Origin of the sequence: Sulfuritalea hydrogenivorans sk43H (assembly GCF_000828635.1) — a bacterium.
Lineage (GTDB): Bacteria > Pseudomonadota > Gammaproteobacteria > Burkholderiales > Rhodocyclaceae > Sulfuritalea > Sulfuritalea hydrogenivorans.
This window is the reverse complement of sequence record NZ_AP012547.1, coordinates 1,094,948-1,112,036: the sequence shown is the minus strand read 5'-3', so window position 1 is coordinate 1,112,036 and position 17,089 is coordinate 1,094,948. Positions and strand designations below refer to the sequence as shown.

Sequence of the window (17,089 nt, the reverse complement as noted above, 5' to 3'; positions counted from 1 at the left end):
CCCCTTTTTCATTGTTTAGCGCTACGCCATGGACTTGCTTACCACCGATCTCTGCGACGCCCATGAAGAAAAGGTACGTGTCGTTGAACCCATGTTCAACAGTTTTGGCGGGCGTACCGCCTTTTTTGGCCGCATTGCCACACTCAAGCTTTTTGAAGACAACTCACTGGTCAGAAAGGCACTCGAATCCCCTGGCGAGGGCCGCGTTCTCGTGATCGATGGCGGGGGCAGTTTGCGACGCGCCCTGGTCGGCGACCAACTCGCGGCGCTGGGCGTCAAGAACGGCTGGGCCGGCGTGATCGTCTATGGCTGCATTCGTGATTCCCGCGCAATCGGCGAGATGGATATCGGCGTATTTGCGATCGACACCCATCCGATGAAAACCGTAAAGAAAAACGTCGGCGAAAGCGATATTCCGGTTACCTTTGGCGGAGTGACATTCACTCCTGACGAATGGCTCTATGCGGACGAAGACGGCGTCATTGTCAGCGCTACGCCCCTTCATTAGCCAATGTCTTATATAAGACATATATCAACAAAGCCAAAGCGCCTTTATTATCGCGAAACGCTTCTCGCATTACGAAATGCGACCCCCAGTGGCTTGTTAAATAACAAAAAAAGAAAATCGGCTAGTCTTATATAAGACTATTGCTGCATCGCAAAATCCTCTTTATACTGTCGGCACCGCTCCCGCTTGGAGCATCCCCTTCGACAATGACCCTCAGAGGATTGAACATGACCGATCGCAAAGCACAAGTCGCAGCCCTGGAAAAGGACTGGAAAGAGAATCCCCGCTGGAAAGGCGTCAAGCGCGGTTACTCCGCTGAAGACGTAGTTCGCCTGCGCGGCTCCCTTCCCATCGAATACACGCTGGCCAAGCGCGGTGCCGAAACCCTGTGGGCCAAGGTCAATGGCGGTGCCAAGAAGGGCTACGTCAATGCCTTCGGCGCCATCAGTGCCGGTCAGGCCATGCAGCAAGCCAAGGCCGGCCTTGAGGCCGTCTATCTGTCGGGCTGGCAGGTCGCCGCCGACGGCAACACTTCCGAAACCATGTACCCGGACCAGTCGCTGTACGCCTATGACTCGGTGCCGACCATGGTCCGCCGCATCAACAACACGTTCAAGCGCGCTGACGAAATCCAGTGGAGCCGCGGCATCAATCCGGGCGACAAGGAATACATCGACTTCTTCCTGCCGATCGTGGCTGACGCCGAGGCCGGTTTCGGCGGCGTGCTCAACGCCTTCGAACTGATGAAGAACATGATCGCTGCCGGTGCCGCCGGTGTGCACTTCGAAGACCAGCTGGCCGCCGTGAAGAAGTGCGGCCACATGGGCGGCAAGGTGCTCGTTCCTACCCGTGAAGCCGTTGAAAAGCTCATCTCCGCCCGTTTCGCCGCCGACACCATGGGCGTGCCGACCATCATCCTGGCCCGTACCGATGCCGAGGCCGCGAACCTGATCACCAGCGACTACGACGCCAACGACAAGCCCTTCATCACCGGCGAGCGCACCCAGGAAGGCTTCTATCGCGTCAAGAACGGCCTCGAACAGTCGATCAGCCGGGGCATCGCCTACGCACCCTACGCCGATCTGGTGTGGTGTGAAACCGGCGTGCCGGATATCGGTTTCGCCCGCGAATTCGCCCAGGCCGTGCTCGCCGCCTGCCCCGGCAAGCTGCTGTCCTACAACTGCTCGCCATCCTTCAACTGGAAGAAGAACCTGTCCGACTCGCAGATCGCCTCCTTCCAGGAAGAACTCTCGGCGCTCGGCTACAAGTACCAGTTCATCACCTTGGCCGGCATCCATATCAACTGGTTCAACACCTTCCAGTTCGCCCACGCCTACGCCCGCGGCGAAGGCATGAAGCACTACGTGAACATGGTGCAGGAGCCGGAATTCGCCGCACGCGACAAGGGCTACACCTTCGTTTCGCACCAGCAGGAAGTCGGCGTCGGCTACTTCGACGACGTCACCACCGTGATCCAGGGTGGTTCGTCCAGCGTCAAGGCGCTGACCGGCTCGACCGAAGAAGAGCAGTTCCACTAAGCAGCAAGCGGACAGCATTCGCAAGAATGCCGCACCGGGAAACCGGTGCGGCATTTTTTTGTGGGTTAGAGTAGTCGCCTGACTGGCCTGCGAAAACCCGCCTGGATGTGATCCATTGATGACCGCTCGGCACCCCGGAAAGCTCTCCTCGATGTTTTGGTCGGCACTCCAGATCGTTCTGCTGATTTATCTCGGCCTGATGGCCCTGATCTATTTCAGGCAGGGTTCCATGGTTTTCCTGCCCGAGATCGATCGCGACTACCGCGCCAGCCCGACCGATATCGGTCTGCCATTTACCCCGCTGAAGCTGACGACTGCCGACGGCGAAAACCTCGACGGCTGGTTTGTGCCGGCCGGCACGAAACGCGAGGCGCGCGGCCTCGTGGTCTTCTTCCACGGCAATGCCGGCAACATCGCTCACCGGCTCGACTATCTGCGCATGTTCCATGACCTCGGCCTGGCGACGCTGATCATGGATTACCGCGGCTACGGCAAGAGCAGCGGCAGCCCGTCAGAGCAAGGCACCTATCGTGATGCCGAAGCGGCGTGGCTCCATGCGACACAAGTACTCGGGTTTCCTGCCGGCCGCATCGTCCTCTTCGGCGAGTCATTGGGAGGCGGCGTGGCCGCGCAACTGGCGGCAAAGACGCATCCTGCCGCGCTGGTGCTTGCCTCGACCTTCACCTCCGTCCCCGACTTGGGCGCCGAACTGTATCCGCTGCTGCCGATACACTGGCTCGCCCACATCCGCTATGACAGCCTCGCGCGCCTGGAGGAAATTGCGTGTCCGCTGCTGGTGATCCACAGCCGCAACGACGACATCATTCCCTACACCCACGGCCGGCGCCTGTTCGAAGCCGCCCGGCCGCCGAAACAGTTTCTGGAAGTCGAGGGCGGCCACAATGACGGTTTCGTCTTCGGCCGGGAAGACTGGATCCGGCAGTTCGACGGATTCCTGCAACCGGTCTTGCCGTGAGCGATTGAGGTTTCGTAGCCGGTCAAGCGCCGGTCGCCGCCCAGTAAGCCGGATCGCGCCAGTTGGCCTTCAGCAGATCGATGAACAGCCTGACACGCAGCGGCAGATGGCGGCGCTGCGGCACGACGGCATGGATGCCGACCGCGGGCGCGGCGAATTCATCCAGGACGGTCACCAGCCGCCCGGCCGCGATGTCGGCACCGACTTCCCACAGCGAACGCCAGGCCAGCCCCTTGCCGTCCAATGCCCAGTCGTGCAGCACCGCGCCATCGTTGCATTCGAAGTTGCCGCTCACCTTCACCAGCCGTACCTCGCCCTCGACGCGCAGGGTCCAGCCGCGTTGCTGGCGCAGCGACAGGCAGTTGTGCTCGGCGAGAGAAGTCGGCGCTGGCGGCACGCCGAATTTCGCGATGTAGGCCGGGCTGGCGACCACCACGCGCTGCATTTCGCCGAGCCGGATGCTGATCAGGCTCGAATCCGCCAGATCGCCGATCCGTATGGCGCAATCAACGTTCTCCTCCACCAGGTCAACCAGCCGGTCGGACAAATCAAGCCGTACCGTCACGTCCGGATTGTCTTCGACGAAGCGCTTGAGCAATGGCGCCACGTGACGCCGGCCGAAGCCCGCCGGCGCCGAGATCTTCAAGTGTCCACCGGGACGGATGCCGCCCAGGCTCACCGCCCCTTCCGCGTCCGCCAGTTCGCGCAGGATGCGCTGGCAATCCTCGAGAAACGCAGCACCTTCGAACGTCAGCGAAATCCGCCGCGTGGTGCGCAACAGCAGCTTGACACCGAGGCGCTCTTCCAGCGCATCGAGGCGCCGGCCAATGATGGCCGGGGTCACCCCCTCGGCACGAGCGGTGGCCGACATGTTGCCGCGACTTGCGACACCGACAAAGGCAGAAATCTGCTTGAACTGATCCATTCGATACTATTCGTCACTAATCAATTGATCGAATCATAGCTTCTGTATCCGAATTGGCAAGAATACAATTCACTCATTGCCGCAACCCACATCTAGGAGTCCCTCATGAGCCTGCCCGCCGGCGTTCAGATCAACGCCCCCATCACCGCCGACTACGCGAAGATTCTTACGCCCGAAGCCATGGCGCTGGTCGCCAAATTGCACCGTGCGTTCGAGCCGCGCCGCCAGGAACTGCTCAAGGCCCGCGTCGCCCGCCAGGCGCGCATCGATGCCGGCGAAATGCCCGACTTCCTGCCCGAGACGAAGAGCATCCGCGAAGGCGATTGGAAGATTGCGCCGCTGCCGAAAGCCCTGGAGCGCCGTCGCACCGAGATTACCGGCCCGGTCGAAGCCAAGATGATCATCAACGCCTACAACTCCGGGGCGGACAGCTACATGACCGACTTCGAGGATTCCAACAGCCCGAAGTGGGACAACCAGATCCAGGGTCAGGTCAACCTCTACAAGGCCATCCGCCGCGAACTCAGCTTCAAGAATGAGGCCGGCAAGGAATACAAGCTCAACGACAAGATCGCCACCCTGCAGGTGCGGCCGCGCGGCTGGCATCTGGACGAGAAGCATGTGCTGATCGACGGCCAGCGCGTCTCCGGCGGCGTCTTCGATTTCGCCCTGTTCCTCTTCCACAACGCCAAGGAACAGATCGCCCGCGGCGCCGGCCCCTTCTTCTATCTGCCGAAGATGGAAAGTCATCTTGAAGCCCGCCTGTGGAACGACATCTTCGTCATGGCGCAAAACGAGATCGGCCTGCCGCAGGGCACGATCAAGGCCACCGTGCTGATCGAAACCATCCTCGCCACCTTCGAACTCGAAGAAATCCTCTACGAACTGCGCCAGCACAGCGCCGGCCTCAATGCGGGACGCTGGGACTACATCTTCTCCTGCATCAAGAAGTTCAAGCGCAACAAGGATTTCTGCCTCGCCAACCGCGGCGCCATCACCATGGAAGTGCCCTTCATGCGCAGCTACGCGCTGTCGCTGGTCAAAGCCTGCCACAAGCGCGGCGCGCCGGCCATCGGCGGCATGAGCGCGCTGATCCCGATCAAGAATGATCCGGTAGCGAATGAAAAGGCGCTGGCCGGCATTCGCCACGACAAGACGCGCGACGCCAACGACGGCTTCGACGGCGGCTGGGTGGCCCATCCGGGCCTGGTGCCGATCGCCGCGGAAGAATTCCAGAAGGTGCTCGGCGAGCGTCCCAACCAGTGGGAAAAGCAGCGCGACGAGAACTTCGGCCCCAAGGACTGGCTCAACTTCCAGCCCGAGCAGCCCATCACCGAAGCCGGCGTGCGCAACAACATCAACGTCGGCATCCACTACCTCGGCAGCTGGCTCGCCGGCAACGGCTGCGTGCCCATCCACAATCTGATGGAAGACGCGGCCACCGCCGAGATCAGCCGCTCGCAGGTGTGGCAGTGGGTAGTCAGCCCCAAGGGCAAGCTCGATGACGGCCGCAAGGTCACGGCCGACATGGTGCGCGCCATCATTCCCGAGGAACTGGCGAAAGTGAAAGCGACCGTCACCGCCCAGGGCGAGAAGACCGAAACCTACGATCAGGCCGCAAAGATATTCGAGGAAATGTCGCTGGCCGACAGTTATCCCGAATTTCTCACGCTGCCGCTGTACGAGGCGATGGAGTAAGGATCGCTGTCGCCGGCGAGAGTCGGCGCTGGCAGGACGGCGGCAATGGCGGCGCACGGATCAATCCGAGCGCCGCTTTGCGTTGACGCGGCAGAATTCACTGGCCGGCCAAACTTGCTCTATGCTTAAAAAAATAGGCCTTAGCATTAGTGAAGCCTAAAAATAGCCGTGTCGATGGGGCAATCACTTTTTTTGCTCGCCTGCCTCCACGGGCCTGTAATAATTCCAATACACGCAATCGTAACGCTGGCATGACGTTGCATTGGAGGAGATAGGCAGGGCATCAGCAAGCATTGCACTGTTCAATGCTGAGCGTGTCTTGCTATTTCCATTGACTCAAAATCAGACGCTTTGCCGTCCGTGGCAAACGCCCAATTTGGATTTGAACAATGGCAGACGAAGCTCAACAAGCCGAACTCAAGGAAGGCTTTTTCAAGCGCCTTCGGAACCCGCCGAAATGCTCGATGTTTCGCATGATCGTGATCGGCGTGCTGGGCGGCATCGGTATCTGGGGTCTGCTCAATACGGGTGTCGAATATACCAACCGCACCGAGTTCTGCCTCTCCTGCCACACCATGCAGACGCCCTTCGAGGAGCTCAAGAAGACGGTGCACTACAGCAACCGTACCGGCACCAGCGTCGGTTGCGCCGATTGCCATGTTGCCAGCAGCAAGGAACCCTTCGACTACGCACGCAAGCTGACGCAGAAAGTCTTCGCTTCCAAGGACGTGATCGGCCAGATCCTGGGCACCATCGACACGCCGGAGAAGTTCGAGGCCTATCGCCTGACCATGGCCAAGCGCGTCTGGGCGCACATGAAGGAAACGGACTCGAAGGAGTGCCGCAACTGCCACAAGTTCGACAAGATGGACACGACGAAGCAGAAGGATCGCTCCGCCGTCAAGCATGAAGGCGCGGTTCAGGACGGCAAGACCTGCATCGACTGCCACAAGGGCATAGCGCACAAGCCGGTGCATCATCTGCTGGAAGGCGGCCCGGCTCCGGCTGGCGCAGCGGCCGCTGGCACTGCGGCACCAGCTCAAGCCGAAGCGCCGACAGCACCCAAGGTCGAGGCCGCAGCCGCCCCGGTGACTGCACCCAGCGCGCCCGCTGCTGCACCAGCGACCGCCACGGCCGTCGCCGCAGCACCGACTCAGCCCGCCAAGGCAACGCCAAAGGCAGAACCCGCCGGTGCCGCCGCACCCGCCGCCAGCGCAATCACCGCGCTGGACTGGAGCAAGGTCCCGGCTCGCCAGGTCAAGGTCTTCTACCCAGGCCAGGCCGGTCTCGAGTGGGTGATGAACAAGGCCGATCATTCGTCCGCGGCGGACATCATCGAAAAGAAGCGCGCCTGCGCCAAATGCCACGAAGGAGATGCCAACGAAGTCGGCGCGGCCATCGTGGCCGGCAAGCCGGTGGGCGTTTCCAAGACCGTGATGGAGCCGAACCCGCCCGCCGGCAAGGTAGGGTTCATCCCGGTCACATTCCAGACCACCCACGACGGCAACAAGATCTATTTCCGCTTCGAATGGGTACCGCCGAAAAATGGCGACAAGAAGATGGACCCGAAGAACGAAGTCAAGCTCACCATGATGTTCGACGGCGGCGGCACGGTCGAAGGCAGCGAGATCAATGGCTGCTGGGCCACCTGTCACGTAGACCTGCGCACCATGAAGGATGCCAAGGACGACAAGAAGACCAAATACATCAAGGATGCCGATCTCGCCGGCGGCAAGTTCATGGACCTGATCCAGTTCCGCAGCGGCAAGGGGCTGGGCCCGGTCGACGGCTGGGTCGACAGCGAGCGCCACATGGACGGCGGCAAGAGCCAGCTCAAGGCCGAAGGCAAGAAGGAAGGCAACAAGTGGATCGTGACTTTCGAACGCACCCTTGCTGGCGGTGGCAAGGGCAACCATGCCATTACTGCCGATAAGGTGTATAACTTCGGCTTCGCGATTCACGAAGACTTTACCAACGCCCGTTATCACTATGTCTCACTGGGCTATCAGTTCGGTCTCGACAAGCCGAATCCCGGCGTCAAGAACTATATCGACGTACAGAAGCAATAAGAGGGGAAGCATTTTTCAGCAGCACAGTCATCAACACCAAGGAGGAGACAAAATGATGATGAAGTGGAGAGAATGGGCGCTGGCTACCGGCGTCCTGGCGATATCCGCAGTGGCACAGGCGGCACCGCCCACGGCGGCGATGCTGTCCAATGCCTGCGCGGGATGCCATGGCACCAACGGCGGCAGCGCGGGTCCGACGATGCCGAGCCTGGCCGGCCAGTCGAAGGAAGCCATTACGGTCGCCATGAAGAAGTTCAAGAGCGGCGAGCGCTCCGGATCGATCATGGGACGCCTGGCCAAGGGCTACAGCGACGCCGAGATCACTGCGATGGCCGAGTTCTTCTCCAAGCAGAAACTCCACGCGACCACCCAGGCGCTCGACAAGGCGAAGATCGCCAAGGGCGCCAGCCTGCAGGAATCCAACTGCGGCCGCTGCCACATCGAAGATGGCAAGGAAGGCAAGGACGACACGCCGGCCATGGCCAGCCAATGGCTGCCGTACATGCAGATGCAAATGGCCGACTACCTGTCTGGCAAGCGCAAGATGCCGGAAAAAATGAAAGAGAAGGTCGATCCGATGTCCAAGGAAGACCTGGACGCCCTCTTGCACTTCTACGCCAGCGTTAAATAAGGGAGAACACAACATGACTCTGGATCGCAGAAGTTTTCTGAAGTTGGTCGGTGCAGGCGCCGGTACGGCAGGCTTGCCGTTGATCGGCCGTGCCGCCGAGTTGATGCCCAAGTCGGGCAAGCGCGTTGTCGTGATCGGTGGCGGCTATGGCGGCACGATCGCCGCCAAGTACATCCGCATGATGGACAAGAGCATTGAAGTGGTGATGATCGAACGCAACGACCATTTCGTTTCATGCCCGTTCAGCAACCTCTACATCGGCGGCATCCTCAAGGACCTCACCCCGCTGACCATCAAGTACGACAAACTCGCCGCCAATCACGGCGTCAAGGTCGTGCAGGCAGAAGTTACCGCCATCGATGCGGCCGCAAAATCGGTCACCACATCCAAGGGAACGATCACCTACGATCGCCTCGTGGTATCCCCCGGCATTGATTTCCGTCTTGAAGAAATGAAGGGCTATGACGCAGCGGCCATGGAAGTCATGCCGCATGCGTGGAAAGCCGGTCCGCAGACCGTGCTGCTGCGCAAGCAATTGGTGGCCATGAAGGACGGCGGCACCGTGGTAATGACCGTGCCGCTGGCGCCCTACCGCTGCCCGCCCGGGCCTTACGAGCGCACCAGCATGATTGCGCACTACCTCAAGCACAACAAGCCGAAGTCGAAAATCGTCGTGCTCGATGCCAACCCGGACATCACCTCCAAGGGTCCCCTGTTCAAGAAGGGCTGGAAGGACAACTACGAAGGCATCATCGACTACCGCCCGGCCAAGAAGGTTACCGAAGTTGATCCGAAGGCGATGGCGGTCATGGTCGAAGGGCTCGAAGAGGTCAAGGGCGACGTCATCAACGTGATTCCGTCACAGCGCGCCGGACACATCGCGGTTGCTGCCGGCCTCGTCGGCGATGACAAGAACTGGTGCCCGGTCAATCAGACCACCTTTGAATCGACCAAGCAGGCCGGTATCCATGTCATTGGCGACGCCTGCATCGCGGGTCCGATGCCAAAGTCAGGCTATTCGGCCAATTCCGAAGCCAAGGTCTGCGCCACCAATGTGGTGGCGCTGATTAACGGCAAGGAGACCACGGACCTGTCGGGCATCAATACCTGCTACAGCTACATCACCGACAAGGATGCGATCAGCGTTGCCGGCGTTTACGCGGTCAAGGAGGGCAAGATCATTGCCGTCCCGAATTCCGGGGGCGTTTCGCCTGCGGACTACTCGATGTCGAAGATCGAGGCGACCTATGCCGAAAGCTGGCTGCGGAACATCCTGACCGAAATGTCGACCTGATTGACGTTGTCCGCCTCAAAAAACAAACCCCGCTACGGCGGGGTTTGTTTTTGGCGCCGCCCCGTCAAGAGTCGGCGCTGGCGGGACGGCGGCAAACGCTACTGCAGGCTGCCGATATAGATCGCGACGGCGCGCGTCTCCAGTTCGGTCAGTTTGGATGCAACCGTGTGCATCACGGCATTGTCATTGGTCCGCTCGCGCTTGGTGAATTCCTTCAGCTGGATTTCCAGATAGGCCGGATGCTGCCCGGCCAGGCGTGGAAGCTGCTGGGTTCCGTGCCCGTTGATGCCGTGACACGATGTACAGGCCGGCACCCCGGAATAAGGATTGCCACGCTGGAAAATAAACCTGCCCACCCCCGCGAAATCAACGTCTCCGGGCTGGCGTGCTGCCGCCTTCTTGCTCGCAAAATAGGCCGCCAGGCCGGCGATCTCATCGTCCTTCAGGTCCTTCACCATGTCCGTCATGGTCTCGCTCTTGCGGCGCCCGTCGCGAAAATCCTTCAATTGCTTGATGATGTAGTCAGGATGCTGCGCGGCAAGACGCGGATAAACCGCACTGGCGCTTTCACCTTCCGGCCCATGGCACAAGGCGCAGCGTGAAGCGACGATCTCCGCGACACGCGGAGAAACCGCCGGCCCGGAAGGAGCCGCGGCGACGTGCAACGAGATCATGCAGGCACCCAAAGCCGACAACGATCTGACAAATGAAATCATGGGCATCGCTCCTTGCACAGCCTGAAATTTATCCGCCAACGCCCGTACTGCCGAAGCCGCCAGTCCCCCGTTCGCTGACGGGAAATTCATCTACGACATTGAAGCTCACCTGCACCACCGGCACCACGACCAACTGCGCCAGGCGATCCAGCGGATTCAATGTAAAAGTATCGTGGCCGCGATTCCAGGTCGAGACGAAAACCTCGCCTTGATAATCGGAGTCGATCAACCCAACCAGGTTGCCCAGCACGATTCCGTGCTTGTGGCCCAGCCCCGAGCGCGGCAGGATCATTGCCGCCAAACCTGGGTCGGACAGATGGATGGCGATGCCCGTGGGAACCAGAATCGTCTCGCCTGGATGAATCTTGATTGCCATCTCGATGCAGGCGCGCAAGTCGATGCCGGCCGACCCCGGCGTGGCGTATTGCGGGGCGTAAGGCTTTTCCCTCAGCCGGGCGTCGAGTATCTTGAGATCAATGCTGGCCATGCGGCGTCTCCATAAGCGCGGCGATGTGCGCGACGATGCCGCGCGCCACCTCCGACTTGTCGGCAGGCGGCAAAACATGCGCACCCGTTGCGTCGAACAGGGTCACGGCGTTGGTGTCGCCGCCCAGCCCATCCTGAATCAGATTGCCGACCACCAGCCCGAGTTTTTTCCCCACCCGCTTGCCTTCGGCGTAGGTTGCCAAATCCCGGCTCTCGGCGGCAAAGCCGACGCAAAACGGCGCATCGGACCGTGCCGCCACTTCGGCGATGATATCGGGATTGGCGTCGAGTTCGAGGGTAAGGCTGGATGTGCCCTTCTTGATCTTGTGTGCCGCAGTTTGTCGTGGCCGGTAGTCGGCCACCGCCGCCACGCCAATGAAGATGTCCTGCCCCGGCAGCGCCTGCAACACCGCCTCGCGCATTTGCGCGGCGCTTTGCACATCCATCCGCCGCACCCCGCGTGGCGTGGCGAGCGACACCGGCCCGGCCACCAGCGTTACCTGCGCCCCCGCAGCAGCGCAAGCACGTGCCAGCGCGAAACCCATCTTGCCGGAGCTGGAGTTGGTCAGGCCGCGTACCGGATCAAGGGCTTCAAAGGTCGGCCCGGCGGTCAGCAGTACGCGTTTGCCGGCCAGCACCTTCGGCAACAGGAAGGCATGCAGATCGTCAAACAGTTCGCCGGCCTCCAGCATGCGCCCATCGCCCACCTCGCCGCAGGCCTGTTCGCCGTGCGCGGGGCCGAGAACGCTCACGCCATCGACGCGCAGTTGGCCGACGTTGCGTTGCGTTGCCGGGTTTTCCCACATCTGGCGGTTCATGGCCGGCGCCACCAGCAGGGGACAATCGCGCGCCAGGCAAAGCGTGGATAGCAAGTCATCGGCGAAGCCGTGCGCGAGCTTGGCGAGAAAGTCCGCCGTCGCCGGCGCCACCAGCAGGGCAGCCGCACCGCGCGTGAGATCGATGTGCGCCATGCCGTTGTCCATGCGCTCGTCCCATAACGCCTGCCAGACGCGGCGACCGGTGAGCGCCTGGAAGCTTGCCGCGCCGACGAACTGGGCGCCTGCCGCCGTCAGTGCAACATCCACTTCCGCGCCGGCCTTGACCAGCAAACGCACCAGCTCGGCCGCCTTGTAGGCCGCGACGCCGCCGGTCACGCCCAGCACAATCCGTTTGCCCTGAAATTCGTTCATGACATTAAAATCCCGCCAATCGGCACTCAAGCGGGGATTCTAAACCATGGCCATATGCGATTGGCCCGCGGCAGAACGCCCGCGCGAACGGCTGGTACAGCAGGGCGCGGCGGCCCTGTCCGACGCCGAACTGCTGGCGATCTTTCTGCGCGTCGGGATCCGCGGCAAGAGTGCGGTGGATCTGGCCCGCGACCTGCTGGCCAGCTTCGATGGCGACCTGGCCCGTCTTGCCGCCGCCAGCACGAAAGAGCTTGCCCGACTGCCCGGCATCGGGCCCGCCAAAGCCGCCCAGCTTGCCGCCACACTCGAACTGGCGCGACGCGCGCTCGCCGGCCCGCTGAAACTGAAAGATGCCCTGGCTTCGCCGCAGGCAGTCCGCGACTGGCTGCGCCTGTCGCTGGGCAGCCTGCAGCACGAGGTTTTCGTTGCGCTGTGGCTGGATTCCCAGAACCGGCTGATCGCCAGCGAAGAACTCTTTCGTGGCACGCTGACCCAGACCAGCGTCTATCCGCGCGAAGTCGTCAAGCGTGCACTCGCAAACAACGCCGGAGCCGTCATCCTGGCGCACAACCACCCGTCGGGCCTTGCCGAACCCTCGCGCGCCGACGAAGTGCTCACTTCATCGCTGAAGCAGGCGTTATTGCTGATAGATGTGAAACTGCTGGATCATTTCATCGTCACCGGCGGCGCGAATCCCCTGTCCTTTGCAGAACGCGGTTTGATTTGAGAAAAGGATTGAGTTTTCAAGCAAATCTTTGGTAAACTAGCGAGCTTTGCTAAATCAGCATTCAGGAGCATCACATGTCTCGCGTATGTCAAGTGACGGGCAAGGCCCCGATGGTAGGGAACAACGTCTCCCACGCCAACAACAAGACCAAGCGTCGCTTTCTGCCTAACCTGCACAGCCGCCGCTTCTGGATCGAAACCGAAAACCGCTGGGTCAGCCTGCGCGTGTCAAACGCCGGTCTGCGCACCATCGACAAGAAGGGCATCGACGTTGTCCTCGCCGAGCTGCGTGAGCGCGGCGAGCGCGTCTAACAGGAGAAAGCATCATGGCCAAAGGCGGACGCGAAAAAATCAAGCTGGAATCCACAGCCGGCACGGGACACTTCTACACGACCACGAAAAACAAGAAGACCACCCCGGAAAAGCTGGAATTCCTGAAGTACGATCCCAAGGCGCGCAAGCACGTCGCCTACAAGGAAGTGAAGCTGAAGTAATTCGGCGCACCCTTGAGAAAAACCCGCCATCGGCGGGTTTTTTTTGGTCTGGATTTCCGGCTCGGCCGGGGCGCTTCAATCTTCCGTCAATGCCGCTGCCTTCCACGCACCGGCGCCGCATCGCCAGCATCGGCCAGACGAAAGTCGATCTTGTTGGCCTCCATGTCGACCCGCGTCAATTGCACGCGCACCCGGTCGGAAAGACGGAAACGCCGGCCGCTGCGCTCGCCGACCATGGCATGCGCCTTCTCGTCGAAATGAAAATAGTCCTGGCCGAGTTCGGACACATGCACCAGGCCTTCGACGAATACGCCATCCAGCGCGACAAAGATGCCGAAGGGCACCACCGAAGAGATGCTGCCCTCGAAGATTTCGCCGACACGATCCTTCATGTAGAAGCACTTGAGCCAGTCCTCGACATCGCGCGTGGCCTCATCCGCCCGGCGCTCGGTCATGGAACATTGCAGGCCGATCTCCTCCCAATTCCCCGGCTCGTAGCGCCGTCCCGCCAGCGCCGACTTTATGGCGCGATGCACCAGCAGATCGGGATAGCGGCGGATCGGCGAGGTGAAGTGCGTATAGCTCTCGTAGGCCAGACCGAAGTGTCCGACATTGTCCGGGCTGTAGATGGCCTGCCGCAATGACCGCAACATCACGGTCTGCAAGAGCTGCCGGTCCGGCCGCTGGCCGATCTTTTCCAGCAGCCTGGCGTAATCCTGGGCCTTCGGCGTGTCGCCGCCCTCCAGCTGGAAGCCGAAGGTGCCGAGAAAATCGCGCAGCTTCACCAGGCGCTCGGGCGTCGGGCCTTCATGCACGCGATACAGCGACGGATGCTCGCGTTCGCGCAGGAACTCGGAAGCGCAGACATTGGCCGCCAGCATGCATTCCTCGATCAGTCGATGCGCATCGTTGCGTTCATAGGGCTCGATACGGGCGATCTTGCCGTGGTCGTCGAAGACCATGCGCGTTTCGACGGTTTCGAAATCGATCGCACCGCGCTTGACGCGCTCCTTGGCGAGCTGCCGATAGAGCGCATCGAGAGCTTCGAGGTGCGGCAACAACGGTTCCAGGCGCGCACGCGCACCTGCATCCCTTTCGTAAAGGGCAGCCGCCACCTCTTCGTAGGTCAGGCGTGCGTGCGAGAACATCACCGCGGGATAAAACCGGTAGCGCCTGATCGCCCCCGTGCCGGCGATCTCCATGTCGCAGACCATGCACAGGCGTTCGACTTTTGGATTGAGCGAGCACAAGCCGTTGGAGAGCTTCTCCGGCAGCATCGGAATCACCCGTCGCGGGAAATACACCGAATTGCCGCGCGCATAGGCATCGACATCCAGGGCGCCCCCTGCCGTCACGTAATGCGACACATCGGCGATCGCCACGATGAGGCGAAAGCCCTTGCCCTTGCGTTCACAAAATACGGCGTCGTCGAAATCCCTGGCCGTCTCGCCATCGATGGTCACCAAGGGCAGCCCGGTGATGTCTTCGCGGTCCTTCCAGTCCGACTTGCGCACGACGTCGGGCAGCCTCTTCGCTTCAGCCAGCGCCGCGGTCGAAAACTCGTAGGGCAGTTCGTGTTTTCGCAGCGCAATCTCGATTTCCATGCCCGGATCGGCATAGTTGCCGAGCACTTCGACCAGGCGGCCAATGGGCTGCGAATGCTTGCTCGGCTGCTCGATGAGCTCGATCATCACCACCTGCCCGGACTGGGCCTTCAGCGCCTTTTTCGCGCCCTTTTCGGGAGGCGCCAGCAGGATGTCCTGGCTGATGCGCTTGTTTTCCGCGGCGACAAAGCGCACACCATGCTCCTCGATCACCCGTCCGACGACGAACCGGTTGGCGCGCTCGGTGACTTCGACGATCTTGCCTTCCGGGCGGCCCTTGCGATCGACACCGATGACGCGTGCGATGGCCTTGTCGCCGTGCAGCACCTTGTCCATTTCCTTGGCTGACAGGAACAGGTCTGCACCGCCCTCCTCCGGAACCAGAAAGCCGAACCCATCCGGATGACCGGTAACGCGGCCGCGCACCAGATCGGCCTTGTCGGGAATCAGCCAGTCACCGCGCCGGTTCTGCATCAACTGCGCCTCGCGCGCCATGGCGCCCAGCCTGCGCTGGAAGGGTTCGAGCTCGAACGGCTGAACATCAAGCAAACTCACCAGACGTTCAAACTCCAGCGGCGCGCCCTGCGCCGTCAACGTTTGCAGGATGTACTCGCGGCTCGGCAGGGGATGTTCGTACTGCGCCTTTTCGCGCTCGAACTGCGGATCGGCGCGACGAATTTTCGAAAGCTTGTGGCTGCTATGCGACTTGTTTGACAATCTGTTTTTTTCCTTTAGAATTCGCGCCTCGTTTCGCGCCTGCCCAGGTGGCGGAATTGGTAGACGCACTAGTTTCAGGTACTAGCGCTGCGAGGCGTGGGGGTTCGAGTCCCTTCCTGGGCACCAAGCATGGTACGCGAAAACGAGAACGAGCATCGGCCGCCAGGAGTAATCCGGGCGGCCTTTTCTTTTCTGCGCGGCGTTATTATTCGAACGGATGCCGTAGAACAATGGTTTCTTCGCGATCGGGGCCCGTGGAAATCATGTCCACCGGCACGTCGCAAAGCTGCTCCATGCGCTTGATGTAGGCGCGAGCCTCGGCCGGCAGGCCGTCAAGCGTCTTGACCCCCACCGTGCTGCCTTTCCAGCCCGGCAACGACTCGTAGATGGGCTCACAGCACGCCAGATCATCCGCACCTACCGGCAGGATGTCCGAAATGCCGCCATTGATGCGATAGCCCGTGCAGATCTTCAGCTCCTCGACGCCGTCGAGCACGTCGAGCTTGGTGATGCACAGCCCCGAAATGCCATTGATCTGGATCGCCCGCTTCAATGCGGCGGCGTCGAACCAGCCGCAACGTCGGGCACGTCCGGTCGTGGCACCGAATTCGTGCCCCTTGGTGGCCATGTGCTTGCCGACCGGATCCTGCTTGTCCACCGCATCGTACAACTCGGTCGGGAAGGGGCCGCCGCCAACGCGCGTGGTGTAGGCCTTGGTGATGCCGAGGATGTAGTGCAACATGCCCGGTCCGACCCCGGCGCCTGCTGCGGCCGCTCCGGCAACGCAGTTGGACGAGGTAACAAACGGATAGGTGCCGTGATCGATGTCGAGCAAGGTGCCCTGGGCCCCCTCGAACAACAGGTTGGCGCCGCCCCGGTGGGCATCGTAAAGCGCACGCGGCACGTCGGCAATCATCCTGGTCAGTCGCGGCGCAATGGCCATGGCGCCATCGAGCACTTTCTGGAAATCGACCGGCTCGGCGCCGTGATAACTCTTCAGCACGAAGTTGTGATATTCGAGGATCTCGCCCAGCCGTTCGGCAAAACGCTTGGGCTTGGTCAGGTCCTGCAGACGCAAACCGCGCCGCGCCACCTTGTCCTCGTAAGCAGGGCCGATGCCGCGGCCGGTGGTACCGATCTTGTTGGCACCCTTGGCCACTTCGCGTGCCACGTCGAGCGCCTGATGGTAAGGCAGGATCAGCGGGCAGGCCTCGGATATCTTCAGCCGCGCTTCGGCATCGATGCCGGCCGCCTGAAGTTCGTCAAGTTCTTTAATCAGCGCCTCGGGCGACAGCACTACGCCGTTACCGATATAGCAGGTAACTCCGTCGCGCAGGATGCCGGAAGGCACCAGGTGCAGCACGGTCTTCTTGCCGCCGATGACCAGCGTGTGGCCGGCGTTGTGGCCGCCCTGGAAGCGCACCACGCCTTGCGAATGATCGGTCAGCCAATCGACGATCTTGCCCTTGCCCTCGTCGCCCCATTGGGTGCCGACGACTACTACGTTCTTTGCCATT

16 protein-coding genes and 1 tRNA gene are annotated in these 17,089 nt (G+C 61.3%); 11 read left to right on the top strand and 6 right to left on the bottom strand.

The window, feature by feature from the left end; all coding sequences use genetic code 11:
* Window positions 1-28: 28 nt before the first annotated feature.
* The 3 genes from rraA to SUTH_RS05380 all read left to right on the top strand — a co-directional run bounded on the left by rraA (window position 29) and on the right by SUTH_RS05380 (window position 3,022).
* Complete coding sequence (gene rraA / locus SUTH_RS05390; RefSeq protein ID WP_041097661.1) at window positions 29-508, top strand: ribonuclease E activity regulator RraA; 480 nt, start codon at window positions 29-31, stop codon at window positions 506-508.
* Between the two features lie 227 nt (window positions 509-735).
* Window positions 736-2,046: an isocitrate lyase gene (aceA, locus tag SUTH_RS05385; RefSeq protein WP_041097659.1), complete on the top strand. Its 1,311-nt coding sequence runs from the start codon at window positions 736-738 to the stop codon at window positions 2,044-2,046.
* Window positions 2,047-2,164: 118 nt separating this feature from the next.
* Window positions 2,165-3,022, top strand: coding sequence for an alpha/beta hydrolase (locus SUTH_RS05380; RefSeq protein ID WP_231851104.1), 858 nt, complete (start codon window positions 2,165-2,167; stop codon window positions 3,020-3,022).
* 22 nt (window positions 3,023-3,044) lie between these two features.
* On the opposite strand, the gene SUTH_RS05375 is transcribed toward SUTH_RS05380, so the two are convergent.
* A complete protein-coding gene (locus SUTH_RS05375) occupies window positions 3,045-3,947 on the bottom strand; it encodes a LysR family transcriptional regulator (RefSeq protein WP_041097655.1) in 903 nt (300 codons plus the stop codon).
* A gap of 105 nt (window positions 3,948-4,052) precedes the next feature.
* On the opposite strand from SUTH_RS05375, the gene aceB reads away from it, so the two are divergent.
* The 4 genes from aceB (at window position 4,053) to SUTH_RS05355 (ending at window position 9,639) form a co-directional block, all read left to right on the top strand.
* Window positions 4,053-5,645: a malate synthase A gene (gene aceB / locus SUTH_RS05370; protein ID WP_041097653.1), complete on the top strand. Its 1,593-nt coding sequence runs from the start codon at window positions 4,053-4,055 to the stop codon at window positions 5,643-5,645.
* 389 nt (window positions 5,646-6,034) lie between these two features.
* On the top strand, window positions 6,035-7,714 hold the full coding sequence (locus SUTH_RS19580; RefSeq protein ID WP_052473287.1) for a NapC/NirT family cytochrome c: 1,680 nt from the start codon (window positions 6,035-6,037) through the stop codon (window positions 7,712-7,714).
* 52 nt (window positions 7,715-7,766) lie between these two features.
* Window positions 7,767-8,345, top strand: coding sequence for a c-type cytochrome (locus tag SUTH_RS05360; RefSeq protein WP_041097651.1), 579 nt, complete (start codon window positions 7,767-7,769; stop codon window positions 8,343-8,345).
* Window positions 8,346-8,358: 13 nt separating this feature from the next.
* Complete coding sequence (locus SUTH_RS05355; RefSeq protein WP_041097649.1) at window positions 8,359-9,639, top strand: NAD(P)/FAD-dependent oxidoreductase; 1,281 nt, start codon at window positions 8,359-8,361, stop codon at window positions 9,637-9,639.
* Between the two features lie 98 nt (window positions 9,640-9,737).
* Here the strand turns inward: SUTH_RS05355 and SUTH_RS05350 are convergent, their stop codons facing one another.
* The 3 genes from SUTH_RS05350 to coaBC are packed head-to-tail and all read right to left on the bottom strand — an operon-like array spanning window position 9,738 to window position 12,031.
* A complete protein-coding gene (locus SUTH_RS05350) occupies window positions 9,738-10,394 on the bottom strand; it encodes a c-type cytochrome (protein ID WP_197539648.1) in 657 nt (218 codons plus the stop codon).
* A complete protein-coding gene (gene dut, locus SUTH_RS05345) occupies window positions 10,384-10,842 on the bottom strand; it encodes a dUTP diphosphatase (protein WP_041097645.1) in 459 nt (152 codons plus the stop codon). The genes SUTH_RS05350 and dut overlap by 11 nt, the downstream gene beginning before the upstream one ends.
* Window positions 10,829-12,031, bottom strand: a complete 1,203-nt coding sequence (coaBC, locus tag SUTH_RS05340; protein ID WP_041097643.1) for a bifunctional phosphopantothenoylcysteine decarboxylase/phosphopantothenate--cysteine ligase CoaBC — start codon at window positions 12,029-12,031, stop codon at window positions 10,829-10,831. The genes dut and coaBC overlap by 14 nt, the downstream gene beginning before the upstream one ends.
* Window positions 12,032-12,077: 46 nt before the next feature.
* Between coaBC and radC the strand changes: the two genes are divergently transcribed.
* The 3 genes from radC (at window position 12,078) to rpmG (ending at window position 13,251) form a co-directional block, all read left to right on the top strand.
* Window positions 12,078-12,758, top strand: coding sequence for a RadC family protein (radC, locus tag SUTH_RS05335; RefSeq protein WP_041097641.1), 681 nt, complete (start codon window positions 12,078-12,080; stop codon window positions 12,756-12,758).
* 74 nt (window positions 12,759-12,832) lie between these two features.
* The gene (rpmB, locus tag SUTH_RS05330) at window positions 12,833-13,069 is read left to right on the top strand and encodes a 50S ribosomal protein L28 (protein ID WP_041097639.1); all 237 of its coding nucleotides are present in this window, start codon (window positions 12,833-12,835) and stop codon (window positions 13,067-13,069) included.
* Between the two features lie 14 nt (window positions 13,070-13,083).
* Complete coding sequence (gene rpmG / locus SUTH_RS05325; RefSeq protein ID WP_041097637.1) at window positions 13,084-13,251, top strand: 50S ribosomal protein L33; 168 nt, start codon at window positions 13,084-13,086, stop codon at window positions 13,249-13,251.
* An 86-nt stretch (window positions 13,252-13,337) separates the two neighbouring features.
* Here the strand turns inward: rpmG and rnr are convergent, their stop codons facing one another.
* Window positions 13,338-15,572: a ribonuclease R gene (gene rnr / locus SUTH_RS05320; RefSeq protein ID WP_084207265.1), complete on the bottom strand. Its 2,235-nt coding sequence runs from the start codon at window positions 15,570-15,572 to the stop codon at window positions 13,338-13,340.
* 41 nt (window positions 15,573-15,613) lie between these two features.
* On the opposite strand from rnr, the gene SUTH_RS05315 reads away from it, so the two are divergent.
* A tRNA-Leu gene (locus tag SUTH_RS05315) sits at window positions 15,614-15,698 on the top strand.
* 79 nt (window positions 15,699-15,777) lie between these two features.
* Here SUTH_RS05315 and SUTH_RS05310 read toward each other — a convergent pair.
* A complete protein-coding gene (locus SUTH_RS05310; RefSeq protein ID WP_041097635.1) occupies window positions 15,778-17,088 on the bottom strand; it encodes an adenylosuccinate synthase in 1,311 nt (436 codons plus the stop codon).
* Window position 17,089 lies beyond the last annotated feature (1 nt).